The 14,858-nt window shown below is 70.3% G+C and carries 16 protein-coding genes; 12 read left to right on the top strand and 4 right to left on the bottom strand.

The window, feature by feature from the left end; genetic code table 11:
* Positions 1-208 precede the first annotated feature (208 nt).
* The 8 genes from HTV45_RS22310 (at position 209) to HTV45_RS22275 (ending at position 8,982) form a co-directional block, all read left to right on the top strand.
* Positions 209-958, top strand: a complete 750-nt coding sequence (locus HTV45_RS22310) for an enhanced serine sensitivity protein SseB C-terminal domain-containing protein (RefSeq protein ID WP_215207648.1) — start codon at positions 209-211, stop codon at positions 956-958.
* Between the two features lie 428 nt (positions 959-1,386).
* Positions 1,387-3,057 carry an ABC transporter substrate-binding protein gene (locus HTV45_RS22305; RefSeq protein ID WP_215207613.1) on the top strand — a complete coding sequence of 557 codons (1,671 nt, stop codon included), beginning with the start codon at positions 1,387-1,389 and terminating at the stop codon, positions 3,055-3,057.
* A gap of 75 nt (positions 3,058-3,132) precedes the next feature.
* The gene (locus HTV45_RS22300) at positions 3,133-4,137 is read left to right on the top strand and encodes an ABC transporter permease (protein ID WP_215207612.1); all 1,005 of its coding nucleotides are present in this window, start codon (positions 3,133-3,135) and stop codon (positions 4,135-4,137) included.
* Positions 4,138-5,097 (top strand): ABC transporter permease, encoded by a 960-nt coding sequence (locus HTV45_RS22295; protein ID WP_215207611.1) that lies wholly within the window; start codon positions 4,138-4,140, stop codon positions 5,095-5,097. It begins immediately after the preceding gene.
* Between the two features lie 6 nt (positions 5,098-5,103).
* Positions 5,104-6,105 carry an ABC transporter ATP-binding protein gene (locus tag HTV45_RS22290; RefSeq protein WP_215207610.1) on the top strand — a complete coding sequence of 334 codons (1,002 nt, stop codon included), beginning with the start codon at positions 5,104-5,106 and terminating at the stop codon, positions 6,103-6,105.
* Positions 6,102-7,322 carry an ABC transporter ATP-binding protein gene (locus tag HTV45_RS22285; RefSeq protein ID WP_215207609.1) on the top strand — a complete coding sequence of 407 codons (1,221 nt, stop codon included), beginning with the start codon at positions 6,102-6,104 and terminating at the stop codon, positions 7,320-7,322. The genes HTV45_RS22290 and HTV45_RS22285 overlap by 4 nt, the downstream gene beginning before the upstream one ends.
* Positions 7,323-7,402: 80 nt before the next feature.
* Positions 7,403-8,059 carry a trimeric intracellular cation channel family protein gene (locus HTV45_RS22280; RefSeq protein ID WP_215207608.1) on the top strand — a complete coding sequence of 219 codons (657 nt, stop codon included), beginning with the start codon at positions 7,403-7,405 and terminating at the stop codon, positions 8,057-8,059.
* A gap of 62 nt (positions 8,060-8,121) precedes the next feature.
* Positions 8,122-8,982 carry a thioesterase family protein gene (locus tag HTV45_RS22275; protein ID WP_215207607.1) on the top strand — a complete coding sequence of 287 codons (861 nt, stop codon included), beginning with the start codon at positions 8,122-8,124 and terminating at the stop codon, positions 8,980-8,982.
* Positions 8,983-9,090: 108 nt separating this feature from the next.
* Here the strand turns inward: HTV45_RS22275 and HTV45_RS22270 are convergent, their stop codons facing one another.
* Positions 9,091-9,738: a TetR family transcriptional regulator gene (locus tag HTV45_RS22270; protein ID WP_215207606.1), complete on the bottom strand. Its 648-nt coding sequence runs from the start codon at positions 9,736-9,738 to the stop codon at positions 9,091-9,093.
* A gap of 124 nt (positions 9,739-9,862) precedes the next feature.
* Between HTV45_RS22270 and HTV45_RS22265 the strand changes: the two genes are divergently transcribed.
* The 3 genes from HTV45_RS22265 (at position 9,863) to HTV45_RS22255 (ending at position 11,585) form a co-directional block, all read left to right on the top strand.
* A complete protein-coding gene (locus tag HTV45_RS22265) occupies positions 9,863-10,030 on the top strand; it encodes a hypothetical protein (RefSeq protein ID WP_215207605.1) in 168 nt (55 codons plus the stop codon).
* A 49-nt stretch (positions 10,031-10,079) separates the two neighbouring features.
* Positions 10,080-10,346, top strand: a complete 267-nt coding sequence (locus HTV45_RS22260) for a DUF4190 domain-containing protein (protein ID WP_215207604.1) — start codon at positions 10,080-10,082, stop codon at positions 10,344-10,346.
* 69 nt (positions 10,347-10,415) lie between these two features.
* A complete protein-coding gene (locus tag HTV45_RS22255; RefSeq protein WP_215207603.1) occupies positions 10,416-11,585 on the top strand; it encodes a cysteine desulfurase family protein in 1,170 nt (389 codons plus the stop codon).
* Between the two features lie 73 nt (positions 11,586-11,658).
* Here the strand turns inward: HTV45_RS22255 and HTV45_RS22250 are convergent, their stop codons facing one another.
* Positions 11,659-12,354, bottom strand: a complete 696-nt coding sequence (locus HTV45_RS22250; protein WP_215207602.1) for an N-acetylmuramoyl-L-alanine amidase — start codon at positions 12,352-12,354, stop codon at positions 11,659-11,661.
* Positions 12,355-12,414: 60 nt separating this feature from the next.
* On the opposite strand from HTV45_RS22250, the gene mnmA reads away from it, so the two are divergent.
* Positions 12,415-13,545, top strand: a complete 1,131-nt coding sequence (gene mnmA / locus HTV45_RS22245) for a tRNA 2-thiouridine(34) synthase MnmA (RefSeq protein ID WP_215207601.1) — start codon at positions 12,415-12,417, stop codon at positions 13,543-13,545.
* 69 nt (positions 13,546-13,614) lie between these two features.
* On the opposite strand, the gene HTV45_RS22240 is transcribed toward mnmA, so the two are convergent.
* Positions 13,615-14,394, bottom strand: coding sequence for an alpha/beta fold hydrolase (locus HTV45_RS22240; RefSeq protein WP_215207600.1), 780 nt, complete (start codon positions 14,392-14,394; stop codon positions 13,615-13,617).
* 80 nt (positions 14,395-14,474) lie between these two features.
* Positions 14,475-14,798: a DUF427 domain-containing protein gene (locus HTV45_RS22235; protein ID WP_215207599.1), complete on the bottom strand. Its 324-nt coding sequence runs from the start codon at positions 14,796-14,798 to the stop codon at positions 14,475-14,477.
* Between the last annotated feature and the right edge of the window lie 60 nt (positions 14,799-14,858).

Below are 14,858 nucleotides of genomic sequence, written 5' to 3'. Positions count from 1 at the left end.
GGTCGGCCACACCGCACCCGCACCCGCCCGGCAGCGCCCGCCCCCGTGCTCCGAGCGACGGCGACGCCCCGCCGGGCCCCCGCCGCACGCCCCACCCCGCCCCACCGCCGGAGGCTTAAGCTAGGTTCATTGGCTCGGGCGAGGGCGTTGTACGGAGGGGCGATACAAAGTGAGCGCTGGCACCGCGGCGGCCGGGCAGGTCGAGCACATGCTGCGCCAGGTGACCCCCGGGCGTTATGACGCCTACGAGGCGTTGCTGCGCGCTCTGGCGACCCCGTCGTCCGGCCAGGTGTGGATGCTGCTCTGGCACGGCCAGGCCGGGTCCCCCGACGCCCAGTACGGGAACATGGAGGTGGACGGCTTCGGTTACGCGCCCTGCGTCACCTCCGCGCAGGAACTCTCGGCCAGCGGCTGGAACAGATCGTACGAGGTGGTCGACGGCCTCGAAGCGGCCCGCGCGCTCTACCCCGACCGCTACGGACTCTGGCTCAATCCGCACGCCCCGGGCGGTGGCGTCGGCATCCCCTGGCTGGACCTGCGCCGGATCGCCGGCGGCCTGGACCGGCAGCCCGCCGGTCCGCTGAGGCTCTCCGAACCCGCCATCGAGATCCCTCAGTTCTACGCCCTCCTCGCGCAGAACGCCCACCGCACCCCCGCCGTCCGCGGTCTGCGCCGTGCCTGGGTACAGCCCGCGCTGGGCGCCCCGTACCTCGCCATCGGCCTGGACGTGTACGACACGTCCCCTCCGGCCGTGGACGCGGTGCGCGCGATGATGCAGCAGTCCCTCCCCGCGGTTCCGGACGGACTGCCCGTATCGACCGTCGCGATGTCCGACGAGCACGACCCGGTCGCGATGTGGCTGCGCGCCAACGCCCGCCCCTTCTACGACCGCGAGGCGCACGGGGCCGGCCGGCCCCCCGTCACGGGCTACGGCTACCCGCCCGCGCACCAGCTCTGACCGGGCCCTATCCACGGGGAAGCGGCCCGATCCACCGGTCGGGTTCCGGCGCATGATGACGCAGCGTCACCCCGTCCACCAGGTGGACGCACGTTCCGCCCCGATCCGGACCTTGACGTGACCGGGGATGAATTCACGTCAGGTTTTCGGCCATACGCGCTCCGCTACCAACCCTTGACCCCCTGTCACCTGCGGTTTCACCTGTTCTTCACGGCATCGCACGGCTACTCGGACGTCCTGGGCGAGTAGCCGACCGTGTCCGGGGGGTTAAATCTGGGCGACGCGGTGCCTGAGTCATCCCATATGTCAAGTGTTCAGATCTCAGGTAGGTATCACCGGTATCCGGACTGTTCCTGACTGACTGCGAACGTATGTAGTGTTCGGCCGGTCAAGATGCATCCACATAGCGGACCCGGAGTGGCCCCAATATGCGCATAACCAAGTCCCGAGTCGCTCGGGCGATCACGGCCGCGGTGGCGGTCGGACTGATCGCCACGGGCTGCTCCAGCGAGCGGGACGCTGACAACGAAAGCGGCGGCGCGAAGGACACCTTCGTCTTCGCTGGTGCCGGCGACCCCGGTTCTCTGGACCCTGCCCTCGCGAGCGACGGTGAAACCTTCCGTGTGACGCGCCAGGCGTTCGAGGCCCTGCTCGAGCACGAGTCCGGCGGCACCGACCTGGTCGGCGGCCTCGCCGAGACCTGGTCGAGCAACGACGCGGGCACCGTCTGGACCTTCAACCTTCGCGAGAACGTGAAGTTCCACGACGGCGAGGCGTTCAACGCCGCGGCCGTGTGCGCCAACTACGACCACTGGTTCAACTGGACGGGCACCTACCAGTCCAGCGCGGTCTCCTACTACTGGCAGACCATCATGGGCGGCTTCGCGAAGAACGAGGACCCGGAGACGCCGGAGGCGAACTACAAGTCCTGCACCGCGAAGGACGACAAGACCGCCGTCATCGAGGTCAAGCAGCCCTCCGCGAACCTCCCCGGCGGCTTCTCCCTGAACGCCCTCGCGATCCACTCGCCGAAGGCGCTCGAGGCGTACAAGCAGCAGGACGCCTCCGCCAAGGGTGACGCCATCACGTACCCCAAGTACAGCCAGGAGGCCGGCACGGTCGCCGGCACCGGCCCGTACAAGATCTCGAAGTGGAACAAGGGCAACAAGGAAGTCACCCTTGAGCGCTTCGACGACTACTGGGGCGAGAAGGCGAAGATCAAGAACCTGGTCTTCCGCACCATCGACACCGAAGAGGGCCGCCGCCAGGCGCTCCAGGCCGGTGACATCGACGGCTACGACCTCGTCGCCCCGGCCGACGTCACCACCCTCGAGAAGGAGGGTTACGTCGTCCCGACCCGTGGCGTCTTCAACCTCTTCTACCTCGGTATGAGCCAGTCGGCGAACCCGGCCCTCAAGAAGAAGGAAGTCCGCCAGGCGATCGCGCAGGCGATCGACAAGGAGAACCTGGTCAAGACCCAGCTGCCCGAGGGCGGCAAGGTCGCCGACCAGTTCATGCCGGACACGGTCGCGGGCTACTCCAAGAACGTCAAGCAGTACCCCTTCGACACCGCCGCCTCCAAGGCGCTGCTGAAGAAGGCCGGTGCGGAGAACCTCAAGATCGAGTTCTGCTACCCGACCGAGGTCACCCGCCCGTACATGCCTGCCCCGCAGGACCTGTTCGAGCTGATGAAGGCCGACCTGGAGAAGGCCGGCATCACCGTCACGCCGAAGGCCATGAAGTGGGCCCCGGACTACCTGGACGCCACCGAGTCGGGCTCCTGCGCCCTGCACATGCTCGGCTGGACCGGTGACTTCAACGACGGCTACAACTTCATCGGCACCTGGTTCGCCGGGTTCGACAAGCAGTGGGGCTTCAAGGACAAGAAGGTCTTCGACGCCGTGAACGCGGGCTCGAAGATGGGCAAGGCCGAGGAGCGCACCGCCGCGTACGAGAAGGCCAACGTGGCCATCATGGACTACCTCCCGGGTGTCCCGATCTCGTCGTCCCCGCCGGCCATCGCCTTCGCCAAGAACGTCAACCCGCCGAACGTCTCCGCGCTGACGCAGGAGATCTTCGCCGAGACGTCCTTCAAGTAAGCGCCTGATCGGCAGGAATTCCACAACGGGCGGGTCCATTCATGTAAGACCTCACGCAAGAAAGGGGCATGCGGGGTGCTGCGTCTCGTCGTACGAAGACTGCTCCAGCTCATACCCACGCTGCTCGGACTGTCGGTTCTGCTCTTCCTGTGGCTCGACCGGCTGCCCGGTGGACCCGCCTCAGCGATCCTGGGGGAAAAGGCCACCGAAGCCGAAGTGGCGCGCATCAACCGTGCGCTCGGGCTGGACCAGCCCGTCTACGTTCAGTACTGGCGCTTCCTCAAGCGCATCGTCGAACTCGACCTGGGGACCTCCACCCAGACCGGACAGCCGGTGTGGGACGAGTTCGTCCTGCGTTTCCCCGCGACCGTGGAGCTGTCACTGCTCGCGATCCTCCTCGCGGTCGCCGTGGGCGTGCCCCTCGGCTACTTCGCGGCCCGCAACCGCGGCGGATGGCTCGACGTCAGCGCGGTCTCCGGCTCGCTCATCGGCATCTGTATCCCGGTCTTCTTCCTGGCCCTGATCCTCAAGCAGATCTTCGCCGTCGAGCTCGGGCTCTTCCCCAGCTACGGACGCCAGGAAACCGGTATCAACGCCACCGACGTGACCGGCTTCGCCGTCCTGGACGGCATCCTCACCGGGGAGCTCGACGCCTCGTTGAACGCCCTCCACCACCTGGTCCTGCCGGCCGTCGCCCTGGCCTCCATCCCACTCGCCGTCATCGTGCGCATGACCCGCGCCAGTGTGCTCGAAGTGCAGGACGAGGACTACGTCCGCACCGCCGAGGCCAAGGGCCTCAAGCGCAGCGTCATCCGGAGCAGGCACGTGCTGCGCAACGCGATGCTCCCCGTGGTGACCGCGATCGGCCTGCTCACCGGCTCCCTGCTGTCCGGCGCGGTCCTGACCGAGTCCGTGTTCTCCTTCGGCGGCATCGGCTCCTTCATCCGGACCGCGATCGACGGCCGTGACTACCCCGTGCTCGTCGGATTCATCATGTTCATCGCGCTGGTTTACGTCTTGATCAACTTGCTGGTGGACCTGGCGTACAGCCTGATCGACCCGAGAGTGCGGGTGCACTAAATGAGCGTCGCCACCAAGACCGACAAGATCCAGCGCCTCGCCGAACTGGCCGCGACCAAGGAGACCAGTTCCGGAGCGAGCCTGTGGCGGGAGGCGTTCCGACGCCTCAAGCGCAGCAAGATGGCGATCGTCGGCGCGATCGTCATCGCCCTGTTCATCCTTCTCGCGGTCGTCGGCCCGTACATCGCCCCGCACTCCCCGACCGCGCAGACCTGGCGCGGCGAGGTCTTCGCCAACCGGGGCGAGTTCGTCGGCATGCGCGGCGAGAACTGGTTCGGGCTCGACCACCTCGGCCGTGACATGTTCTCCCGCTTCCTGGTCGGCGCCCGCCAGACGCTGCTGGTCGGCGTCGTCGCCACGCTGATCGGCCTGACCATCGGCTTCCTGATCGGCGGCCTCGCCGGCGCCTTCGCCACGCTCGGCGGGGACACCGGCCGGCGCATCGACTCCGTCATCATGCGGTTCATCGACATCATGCTGGCGATGCCCTCGCTGCTGCTGGCCGTGTCCATCGCCGCCGTCATGGGGCAGTCGCTGACCACCGTGATGATCGCCGTGGGTGTGGTGCAGATTCCGGTGTTCGCCCGGCTGCTGCGCGGCTCCATGCTGGCGCAGGGCGGCTCGGAGTACGTGCTCGCGGCCAGGTCCCTCGGTGTGCGCAAGCGGCGCATCGTGGTCTCGCAGATCATCCCCAACTCGCTCAGCCCGGTGATCGTGCAGGCCACGCTCTCCCTGGCCACCGCGATCATCGAGGCGGCAGCCCTGTCCTACCTGGGACTCGGCAACCCCGACCCGGCCATCCCCGAGTGGGGCGTCATGCTCACCCAGGCGCAGCGCTTCTTCGACAACGCGCCGATGATGGCGGTCTACCCCGCCGTCGGCATCATCATCACCGCCCTCGGCTTCACCCTCCTCGGCGAGGCCATGCGGGAAGCCCTCGACCCGAAGCTGAGGGGCTGAACCACCATGTCTCTGCTCACTGTCGACGAACTGACCGTCACCTTCGGCGGCCACGGCCGCAAGGAGTCCCGGGCGGTCGACGGCGTCTCCTTCGAGGTCGACCAGGGCCAGGTCGTGGGCCTGGTCGGCGAGTCCGGCTGCGGAAAGTCCGTCACCTCGCTCGCGCTGATGGGGCTGCTGCCCCACAAGGGCGTCAAGATCGGCGGCCGGGCCGCCTTCGACGGCACGGACCTGTTCACGATGAACCCGTCCGCCCGCCGTGATCTGCGCGGCAGCCAGATGGCCATGATCTTCCAGGACCCGCTGTCCTCCCTCAACCCGGTCGTACCGATCGGGGTGCAGGTCACCGAGATCCTGGAGCGCCACCGCGGGATGAAGGGCGAGGCCGCCCGCAAGGAGGCCGCGCACCTGCTGGACCGGGTCGGCATTCCCGACCCGACCCGGCGGCTCAAGGAGTACCCGCACCAGATGTCCGGCGGTATGCGCCAGCGCGCGCTGATCGCCATGGCCGTCGCCTGCGCCCCGAGCATGCTCATCGCCGACGAGCCCACCACGGCGCTCGACGTGACGATCCAGGCGCAGATCCTGGAACTGCTCAAGGAACTCGTGGACCAGGAGGGCACCGCCCTGCTGATGATCACCCACGACCTCGGTGTGGTCGCCGGTCTCTGCGACCAGGTCAACGTGCTCTACGCGGGCAAGGTCGTCGAGTCCGCCGGGCGCCGCGAACTGTTCGCCCACCCCACCCACCCCTACGCGCACGGACTGCTGGGTTCCATCCCGCGTCTGGACGCCCCCCGGGGCGAGGCGCTCAAGCCCATCCGCGGCTCCATCAACGACCGCATCGCCTGGGCCGACGGCTGCGCCTTCGCGCCCCGCTGCGACCGGTACGAGATGGGCTGCCTGACCGGCACCCCGCCGCTCACCGAGCCGCGCGCGACCGGCCATCAGGTGCGGTGCGTCCACCCCGTACTCGATGACGCGAAGGCCGAGGAGGTCCCCGCATGAGCCTGCTCGAACTGGACGGCGTCAAGGTCCATTTCCCCATCAAGAAGGGTGTCCTGTTCGACCGCACGGTCGGCCACGTCTACGCCGTGGACGGGATCTCCCTGAAGGTCGAGGCCGGCCAGACCTACGGCCTGGTCGGCGAGTCCGGCTGTGGCAAGACCACCCTCGGGCGGTCGGTGCTGCGGCTGGTGGACATCACCGAGGGCTCCGTCGTCCTCGACGGCACCGACCTCGCGAAGCTCCCCAGCGAGGAGATGCGCCGCTTCCGGCGCCGGCTCCAGATGGTCTTCCAGGACCCGCTGGGCTCGCTCAACCCCCGGCAGAACATCGAGTCGATCCTGTCCGAGGGCATGGTCGCCCACGGCATCGGCAAGGACCAGGAGGAGCGCCGGGAGAAGATCAAGTCGATCCTGGACAAGGTCGGTCTGCCCTCCAACGCGCTCGCCCGCTACCCGCACGAGTTCTCCGGCGGTCAGCGCCAGCGCATCGGCATCGCCCGCGCGCTCGTCCTCGAACCCGACGTGATCATCTGCGACGAGCCGGTCTCCGCGCTCGACGTGTCGGTCCAGGCCCAGGTCATCAACCTGCTGGAGGAGCTCCAGGAGGAACTCGGCCTGACCTACCTGGTGATCGCCCACGACCTCGCCGTGGTCCGGCACATCTCCGACGTGATCGGCGTGATGTACCTGGGCTCGATGGTCGAGGAGGCGCCGAGCGACGCGCTCTACGCCGAGCCGAAGCACCCGTACACCAAGGCCCTGATGTCGGCCGTCCCGGTGCCCGACCCGGAGGTGGAGGACCAGCGTGAGCGCATCCTGCTCATCGGTGACCTGCCGTCCCCGGCGAACCCGCCGAGCGGCTGCCGCTTCCACACCCGCTGCCCGTGGGCGCAGGCCGAGCGGTGCGGGACCGAGCGGCCGGAACTGCGGGATGTCGGCGGCGGCCACCGGGTGGCCTGCCACTACACCGAGGAGATCGCGGCCGGGACGCTGAAGCGGACCATCGGCGAGGTCGTCTCGGCCACGCGCGAGGGCGTGGAGGACGTACCGCCGTCCCTGCCGGAGCAGGCCGAGAAGGCGGAGGCCGCGGTCGGCAAGGCCGAGCGGGCGGCGAAGGCCGTGACGACCGCCGAGGTCGGCAAGGGGGACGTCGGCAAGGCGGACGTCGGCAAGGCGGACAAGGCCGCGGACGCCGACACGGTCGAGAAGGCCGTCTGACCCGCTGAAGACAGCAAGCTCACCCCAGCCCTCGCCTTGTTTTGCAAGGCGAGGGCTGCTTGCTGGGTGAGAATGTACGAGTGCTCCAGCAACTGTTCAGCCCGTCCGTCCTGCATCTGCTCGACCTGATGGGCATCTTCGTCTTCGCGATCTCCGGTGCCCTGCTGGCCGTGCGCAAGAACTTCGACGTCTTCGGCATAGCCGTGCTCGCCCAGGCCACCGCGCTGGGCGGAGGGCTCTTCCGCGATCTGGTCATCGGCGCGGTGCCGCCCGCCGCCTTCACGGAACTGGGCTACTTCGTCACCCCCCTGATCGCCGCGTCCCTGGTGTTCTTCCTTCATCCGCACGTCGAACGCATCCAGGTCGGCGTCAACGTCTTCGACGCGGCCGGCCTCGGATTCTTCTGCGTGGTCGGGACCACCAAGGCCTATGACTACGGGCTCGGCCTGACCGCCTCCGCCTGTCTGGGCCTGGCCACCGCGGTCGGCGGCGGTGTACTGCGCGACGTGCTCGCCAACGAGGTGCCCTCGCTGCTGCGCTGGGACCGTGATCTGTACGCGGTCCCGGCCATCGTCGGCGCCACCATGGTCGCCCTGTGCATCCGCTTCGACGTGCTGAACCCGGTGACCAGCTCCCTCGCCGTGGTCACGGCCTTCGTACTGCGGCTGCTCGCGATGCGCTACCACTGGCGGGCACCCCGGGCGTGGCACCGCCGTTCGACGGTCAGCGAGGAGTAGAGGGAGGGTCCCGCCGCCCGACAAAGCTACCGCTTAGTATTATCTTCTTGTACTGTTCAGGCATGCCAGAAGCAGCCTCCGCCCAGGTCACCCGGGCCACGATCGGCGCCAGTGAGTTCGACCGTGACACCGCCCTCACCCCGCGTGCGCCCGGCGTCTACGACATCGACCTCTCCGCCGGCTGGACGATCATCAGCGCCGTCAACGGCGGATACCTGCTGGCGGTCCTGGGCCGCGCGCTCGCGGACGCCCTCCCGCACTCCGACCCGTTCACCATCTCCGCGCACTATCTGACCGCCTCCCAGCCGGGTCCGGCGGTCGTCCGCACCGAGACGGTGCGCACCGGACGGACCCTGTCGACCGGTCAGGCGTCCCTGTTCCAGCGGGACGCGGAGGGCCGGGAGGTCGAACGTATCCGCGTCCTCGCCTCCTACGGCGACCTGGACTCCCTCCCCGACGACGTCCGCACGACGGCCGAGCCTCCCGCGATCCCGCCGATGGAGCAGTGCTTCGGTCCCGAGGACGGTCCGACCCCCGTCGAGGGCAGCTCCGCCATCACCGAGCGCCTGATGCTCAAGCTCGACCCCTCGACCCTGGGCTGGGCCCTCGGACAGCCCTCGGGCAAGGGGGAGATGCGGGCCTGGTTCGGCCTCGCCGACGGCCGGGACGCCGACCCCTTCGCCCTGCTCCTCGCGGTGGACGCGCTGCCGCCGACCGCTTTCGAACTGGGCCTGTCCGGCTGGGTCCCCACGGTGGAACTCACCGCCCACATCCGTTCCCGCCCCGCCCCGGGGCCCCTGCGGGTCGCGATCACCACCCGCAACCTCGCCGGCGGCTTCCTGGAGGAGGACGCCGAGGTCTGGGACAGCAGGGACCGCCTGGTCGCACAGTCCCGCCAGCTGGCAAGGGTGCGGCTGGCGTAGGCGAGCCCGTCCGGCGATCGGGGGCGAGGCCCGCAGGGCCGAAAGGGGGCTGGGGGGCACAGCCCCCAGGTACGGGACGGGAAGGGGCGGCGGGGGCGAAGGAAGCCCTCACTCGCCCCCACCCGGCTGGTCAAGCCAGTGCATCCGCCCGATCCCGATCAGCCGCATCTGCCGCGCGGCCACCCGCGACACCCGCTCTCGCGCCCCCGCCTCGCTCCCCGCCATCCCCTCCAGCAGGAGCGACGCGGTTCCCAGCATCAGGTCCACATAGAGCTGCGCCAGCATCAGTACATCCTCGTGGCTCCACCCCGCCGACACCGCGTCCTTGCCCAGGGCCTCCCCGACCTCTGCGGTGAACAGTCCCAGCTGCCCGTGGATCGCCTCCCGCACCGACCGCACCCCGCCGTGCCGCTCGCGGGCGATGAAACGGACGTGCGCGGGGTACGCGTCCACATGACCGGCGATCAGATCGACCGCACGCTCGATGCGTTCCTCCCCGTCGCCGGTGGAGGACACCGTCGTCCGGATCATCGGGTGCAGGCTGCCCAGCGCCTCCCCGACCAGGGCCACGCCCAGATCCTCGACCGACCGGAAGTGCCGGTAGAAGGCGGTCGGAGCGATTCCGGCCGCGCGGGTGACCTCGCGCAGGCCCAGGCTGCTCAGACTCTGACCCTCGAGCAGTTGCAGCGCCGCGTCGAGCAGTGCCTGCCGGGTCTTCTGCTTCCGGGCCTGCCGGACGCCGGGGGTGTGACTCATGCCATCCAGTCAACAACTGTTCACCGCAAGGTGAAAGTCATGAGCCCCGCTAGACTGGGTAGTCAGTGAACAGATGTAACTGAATGAAGGCGCACACCCACCCCGACACCTGGAGGAACTCCTCATGCTCTTCCTCGTCGCCGCGCTTCTGCTCCTGGGCGTCGCCCTGGGCGCCGTGGTCCACGCCCCGCTGTCCTTCTCCGTCGTCGCCGGCGCGGTCATCGCCGTCTGGCTGACCGTCTTCGCCCTGCGTGAGCGTCAGGACCGCCGACGCGGCACGCCGGCGCGCTGACCTCCCCAGGACCGCCCTCCGACACCCCCGACCGTGGGAGCCGATCACCATGCACCTCACCGCACCGGCCGCCCGCCGCACCGGAATCCACGACGCCGACGGGATGGCCGTCGCGTCCTTCGTCCTGGGCCTGCTGGGCCTGCTCGTTTTCAACGTCTTCCTCGGCCCGACCGCCATCGTGCTGGCGGCCCTCGCGCTGTGGCGGGGAACCCGCCGGCGCGGCCGCGCCCTCCTCGGCCTCGGACTCGGCGTCGCCGACCTCCTCGTCCTGCTGGCGTTCATGCAGGCGGACGGCACGATCTCGTGGAGTTTCTGAGCCACCGTCCCTTACCGGCCACCCGCGATCCGTGGCCGATGCACCGGGCCCCGTAGAATCGGCCCCACCATGGCCTACCTCGACCACGCCGCGACCACCCCGATGCTTCCCGAGGCGGTCGAGGCACTCACCGCGCACCTGGGTGTCACCGGCAACGCCTCCTCGCTCCACGCGGCCGGCCGCCGCGCCCGGCGCACCGTCGAGGAGGCCCGCGAGGCCCTCGCCGAAGCGCTCGGCGCCCGCCCCAGCGAGATCGTCTTCACCTCCGGCGGCACGGAGGCCGACAACCTCGCCGTGAAGGGCCTGTACTGGGCCCGCCGGGACGCCGACCCGGCCCGCACCCGGGTCCTCGCCAGCCCTGTGGAGCACCACGCGGTCCTCGACGCGGTCCACTGGCTCGGCGAGCACGAGGGCGCGACCGTCGAGTACCTGCCGGTCGACTCCCACGGACGGGTCCACCCGGACGCCCTGCGCGAGGCCATCGCCCGCGACCCCGGCGATGTCGCCCTCGCCACCGTCATGTGGGCCAACAACGAGATCGGCACCATCCTGCCGGTCCGTGAACTCGCGGCGGCCGCGGCCGAGTTCGGCGTACCCCTGCACTCCGACGCGGTGCAGGCCCTCGGTCAGACCCCGGTGGACTTCGCCACCTCCGGGCTCGCCGCGATGACCGTCTCCGGCCACAAGATCGGCGGCCCGTACGGCATCGGCGCGCTGGTCCTCGGCCGCGAGCACACCCCCGTGCCCGTACTGCACGGCGGTGGACAGGAGCGCCATGTGCGCTCCGGCACCCTCGACGTGCCCGCCATCGCCTCCTTCGCGGTCGCCGGACGGCTCGCCGCCGGGCGGCGGGAGTGGTTCGCCCGCGAGATCGGGCGGCTGCGCGACGACCTGGTCGCGGCGGTCCGCGAGGCCGTTCCCGACGTGGTCCTCGGCGGCGACCCCGCGCCGGACGGGCGGCTTCCGGCCAATGCCCACTTCACCTTTCCCGGCTGCGAGGGGGATTCGCTGTTGCTTCTGCTGGACGCCCAGGGCATCGAGTGCTCGACCGGCTCCGCGTGCACGGCCGGAGTCGCCCAGCCCAGCCACGTCCTGCTGGCCACCGGGGTGGATCCCGATCTGGCCAGGGGGACCCTGCGTTTCTCCCTGGGACACACCTCCACGGAGGCCGATGTCGAGGCGCTGGCGAAGGCCATCGGGCCGGCGGTGGAGCGGGCGCGGGCGGCCGGGCTGACCTGAGGGGTGTCTCGTCCCCGCCGCCGCCCCTTTCCTTTTCTGGGGCTGCGCCCTCGCGCCTCCGGGGGGCGCGGTCCTAAGGGAGGGCCTTGGTGTCCGGTGTCGTCCGTGTGGTGCGGGCCGCGCGGACGAGTTTCAGGTAGCGGTCCCAGTCCCAGTGGGGGCCCGGGTCGGTGTGGTCGGTGCCGGGGACCTCGACGTGGCCGACGATGTGTTCCCGGTCGACGGGGATGTCGTAGCGGACGCATATTCGGGCCGTGAGACGGGCCGAGGACGCGTACATCTCGTCCGTGAGGTCCTGGGGGCGGTCGACGAAGCCCTCGTGCTCGATGCCGATGCTGCGCTCGTTGTAGTCGCGGTTGCCCGCGTGGTACGCCACGTCCAGCTCACGGATCATCTGGGTGATCCGGCCGTCCTGGCCGACGATGTAGTGCGTGGACGCCTTGTGTCCCGGGTCCTGGAACGCCCGCACCGCGCTGTCGAAGCTGCCCTGCGTGACATGGACGATCACCATGTCGATGCCGTAGTCGTCCGGCCGGTCCGCCCGGCGCCAGTTGGCCTCCGAGGCGGCCACCCAGCGGGCCCCCGTGTAGTCGACCGCGCCCGGCTCACGCGGCTTCCCGACGCCGGGCACGCGCCACCACAGCCGCGCCAGCTCGTGCCGCGCCAGCACCGTCGTGCCCGTCGCGGCCGCCAGCCCGCCGACGAGCAGGGCCCGCCGCCCGATGCGCCGGTCCGCGTCCTTGCCCTCGGATGCTCCAGTAGCCCCCATGTGATCTCGAACGGATACCCGGCGGCCGTGGTTCCCGCGTCCCCGTACCCTTGAAGGGTTATGACTGACACCTCGCAGCCCTCCCGCCCCCTCCGCGTCCTGGCCGCCATGTCCGGCGGAGTCGACTCCGCCGTCGCCGCCGCCCGCGCGGCCGAAGCGGGGCACGACGTGACCGGCGTCCACCTCGCGCTCTCCGCGAACCCGCAGTCCTTCCGTACCGGCGCGCGGGGCTGTTGCACCATCGAGGACTCGCGCGACGCCCGCCGCGCCGCCGACGTCATCGGCATCCCGTTCTACGTGTGGGATCTCGCCGACCGCTTCCGTGAGGACGTCGTCGAGGACTTCGTCGCCGAGTACGAGGCCGGCCGAACCCCCAACCCCTGCCTGCGCTGCAACGAGAAGATCAAGTTCGCCGCCCTGCTGGACAAGGCGCTCGCCCTCGGCTTCGACGCGGTCTGCACCGGCCACTACGCCCAGGTGATCCTGCGCGAGGACGGCACGCGTGAGCTGCACCGCGCCTCCGACATGGCGAAGGACCAGAGCTACGTCCTCGGCGTGCTCGACGACCGCCAGCTCGCCCACGCGATGTTCCCCCTCGGCGACACGGTCACCACCAAGGAGGAGATCCGCGCGGAGGCCGAGCGGCGCGGACTCGCCGTCGCCAAGAAGCCCGACTCGCACGACATCTGCTTCATCGCCGACGGCGACACCCAGGGCTTCCTCGCGGGCCGCCTCGGGAAGGCCGAGGGCGACATCGTCGACGAGTCCGGCAGCAAGGTCGGCACCCACGAGGGCGCCTACGGCTTCACCATCGGCCAGCGCAAGGGCTTGCGCATCGGCACCCCCGCCCCCGACGGCAAGCCCCGCTACGTCCTCGACATCTCCCCGGTGGACAACACCGTCACGGTCGGCCCCGCGGCGGCCCTCGACGTCACCGCCCTCACCGCGATCAAGCCCCGCTGGTGCGGCGCCGCCCCCTCCGGCCCCGGCACCTACACCGCCCAGCTGCGCGCCCACGGCGGCGAGACCGAGGTGACGGCGGAGATCGTCGAGGGCTCCCTCGAGGTCTCCTTCACCGAGCCCGTCCGCGGCGTCGCCCCCGGCCAGGCGATCGTCCTCTACGACGGCACCCGCGTGGTCGGCTCGGCGACGATCGCGTCGACCGTGCGGGCGACGGCAGACGTGGCCTGAGCGCTCGCGCCGCGCGACCGCGGACGCCGCGAGCCGAACGCCGCCCGCCCGGGGAGCCGGACGGGCCGCTCAGCGTGCGAAGAAGTCCGCCAGGACCGGGGCCAGGACGTCCGGTTCGACCATATGGGTCTGGCCTTCCAGGGTGCGGTACGCGCCCCGGGGCACGGACTCCGCGATCGCCCGCGCGGCCTCACGCATCCACGCCGGGCTCGCGTCCCCCGCGATCGACAGCACCGGCACCGGGATCGCCGACAACAGCTCGCGCGGCACGCTCCCGTCACCCATCACGGCGTCGTCGTACGCCAGACTCGGGGCCATCGACTCCATCCCGGCCCACATCGGGGACTGCCGGGCGCCCTCGATGACGGCCTCGCCCAGCCCGGTCAGCCGCAGGAAGAGCTCCACCGCGTCCCCGCGGCGCCCCTCCGCGAGCGCCACCGTGAGCTGTTCGGTGTACCGGGCGCGTTCGGCCAGGTCGTCGGCCGACATCGCGTACGGCGTCTCGTACACGGCGACATGGCGCACCGGCAGCCCGCTCGCCGCCGCCCTGAGCGCCAGCGCACCGCCCGAGGAGACGCCGTACAGGGCCGCCTCGCCGCCCAGCGACTCGATCAGCGCCGCCAGGTCCTCGACCTCGCGCTCCACCGCGTACGGCGGTGTGTCGCCGCTCGCGCCGCGGCCCCGGCGGTCGTACACGACCACCCGGAACCGCTCCGACAGGGGAGCGGCCAGCGGCGCCACCGTGCCGCCCGTCGACATCGCGCCGCTGACGAGGACGATCGTGGGTCCCCGCCCCGCGCTCTCGTAGGCCAGGGACGTGCCGTCGCGCGAAGAGATGTTCTTGTCCATGTCTCACCAGACTGCCGCACGGCACGGACTTCATCGCGGAAGCGGGCGGCGCGTCCGCCGATCGCAACCCTTCTACGCGATCATCCGACTTCCACGTCGTAGAAGCAGAGGTGATCCCTGATCTCCGCGACGGCCGTCTTCGGCTCCGGGTACGCCCAGACCAGGTCCGGCGCGTCCGGCAGCGACCAGTAGGACGCGTCGCCCTTGAACGGGCAGTGCGTGCGCGTCCCGGACGGCGTCAGCAGATCAAGGCGTACGTCCGCGGGCGGGATGTAGTACCGCGCGGGACATCCCGTCTCGTGCAGCACCAGCGCCCGGTCGCTCTCCGCCAGCACCTGCCCGCCGTGCACCACGCGGACGCGCCGGTCACTGGGCTCGACGGTGATGCGGTGACCTCGGGTCATGATCGCTCCTTCTGGGTGGCCGACTCGGCGATTACAGCGCACGCTGGAGCGGACTTCTTC

Source organism: Streptomyces sp. CHD11 (genome assembly GCF_018638295.1).
Taxonomy (GTDB): Bacteria; Actinomycetota; Actinomycetes; order Streptomycetales; family Streptomycetaceae; genus Streptomyces.
This window is presented reverse-complemented; position numbering and strand designations above follow the sequence as displayed.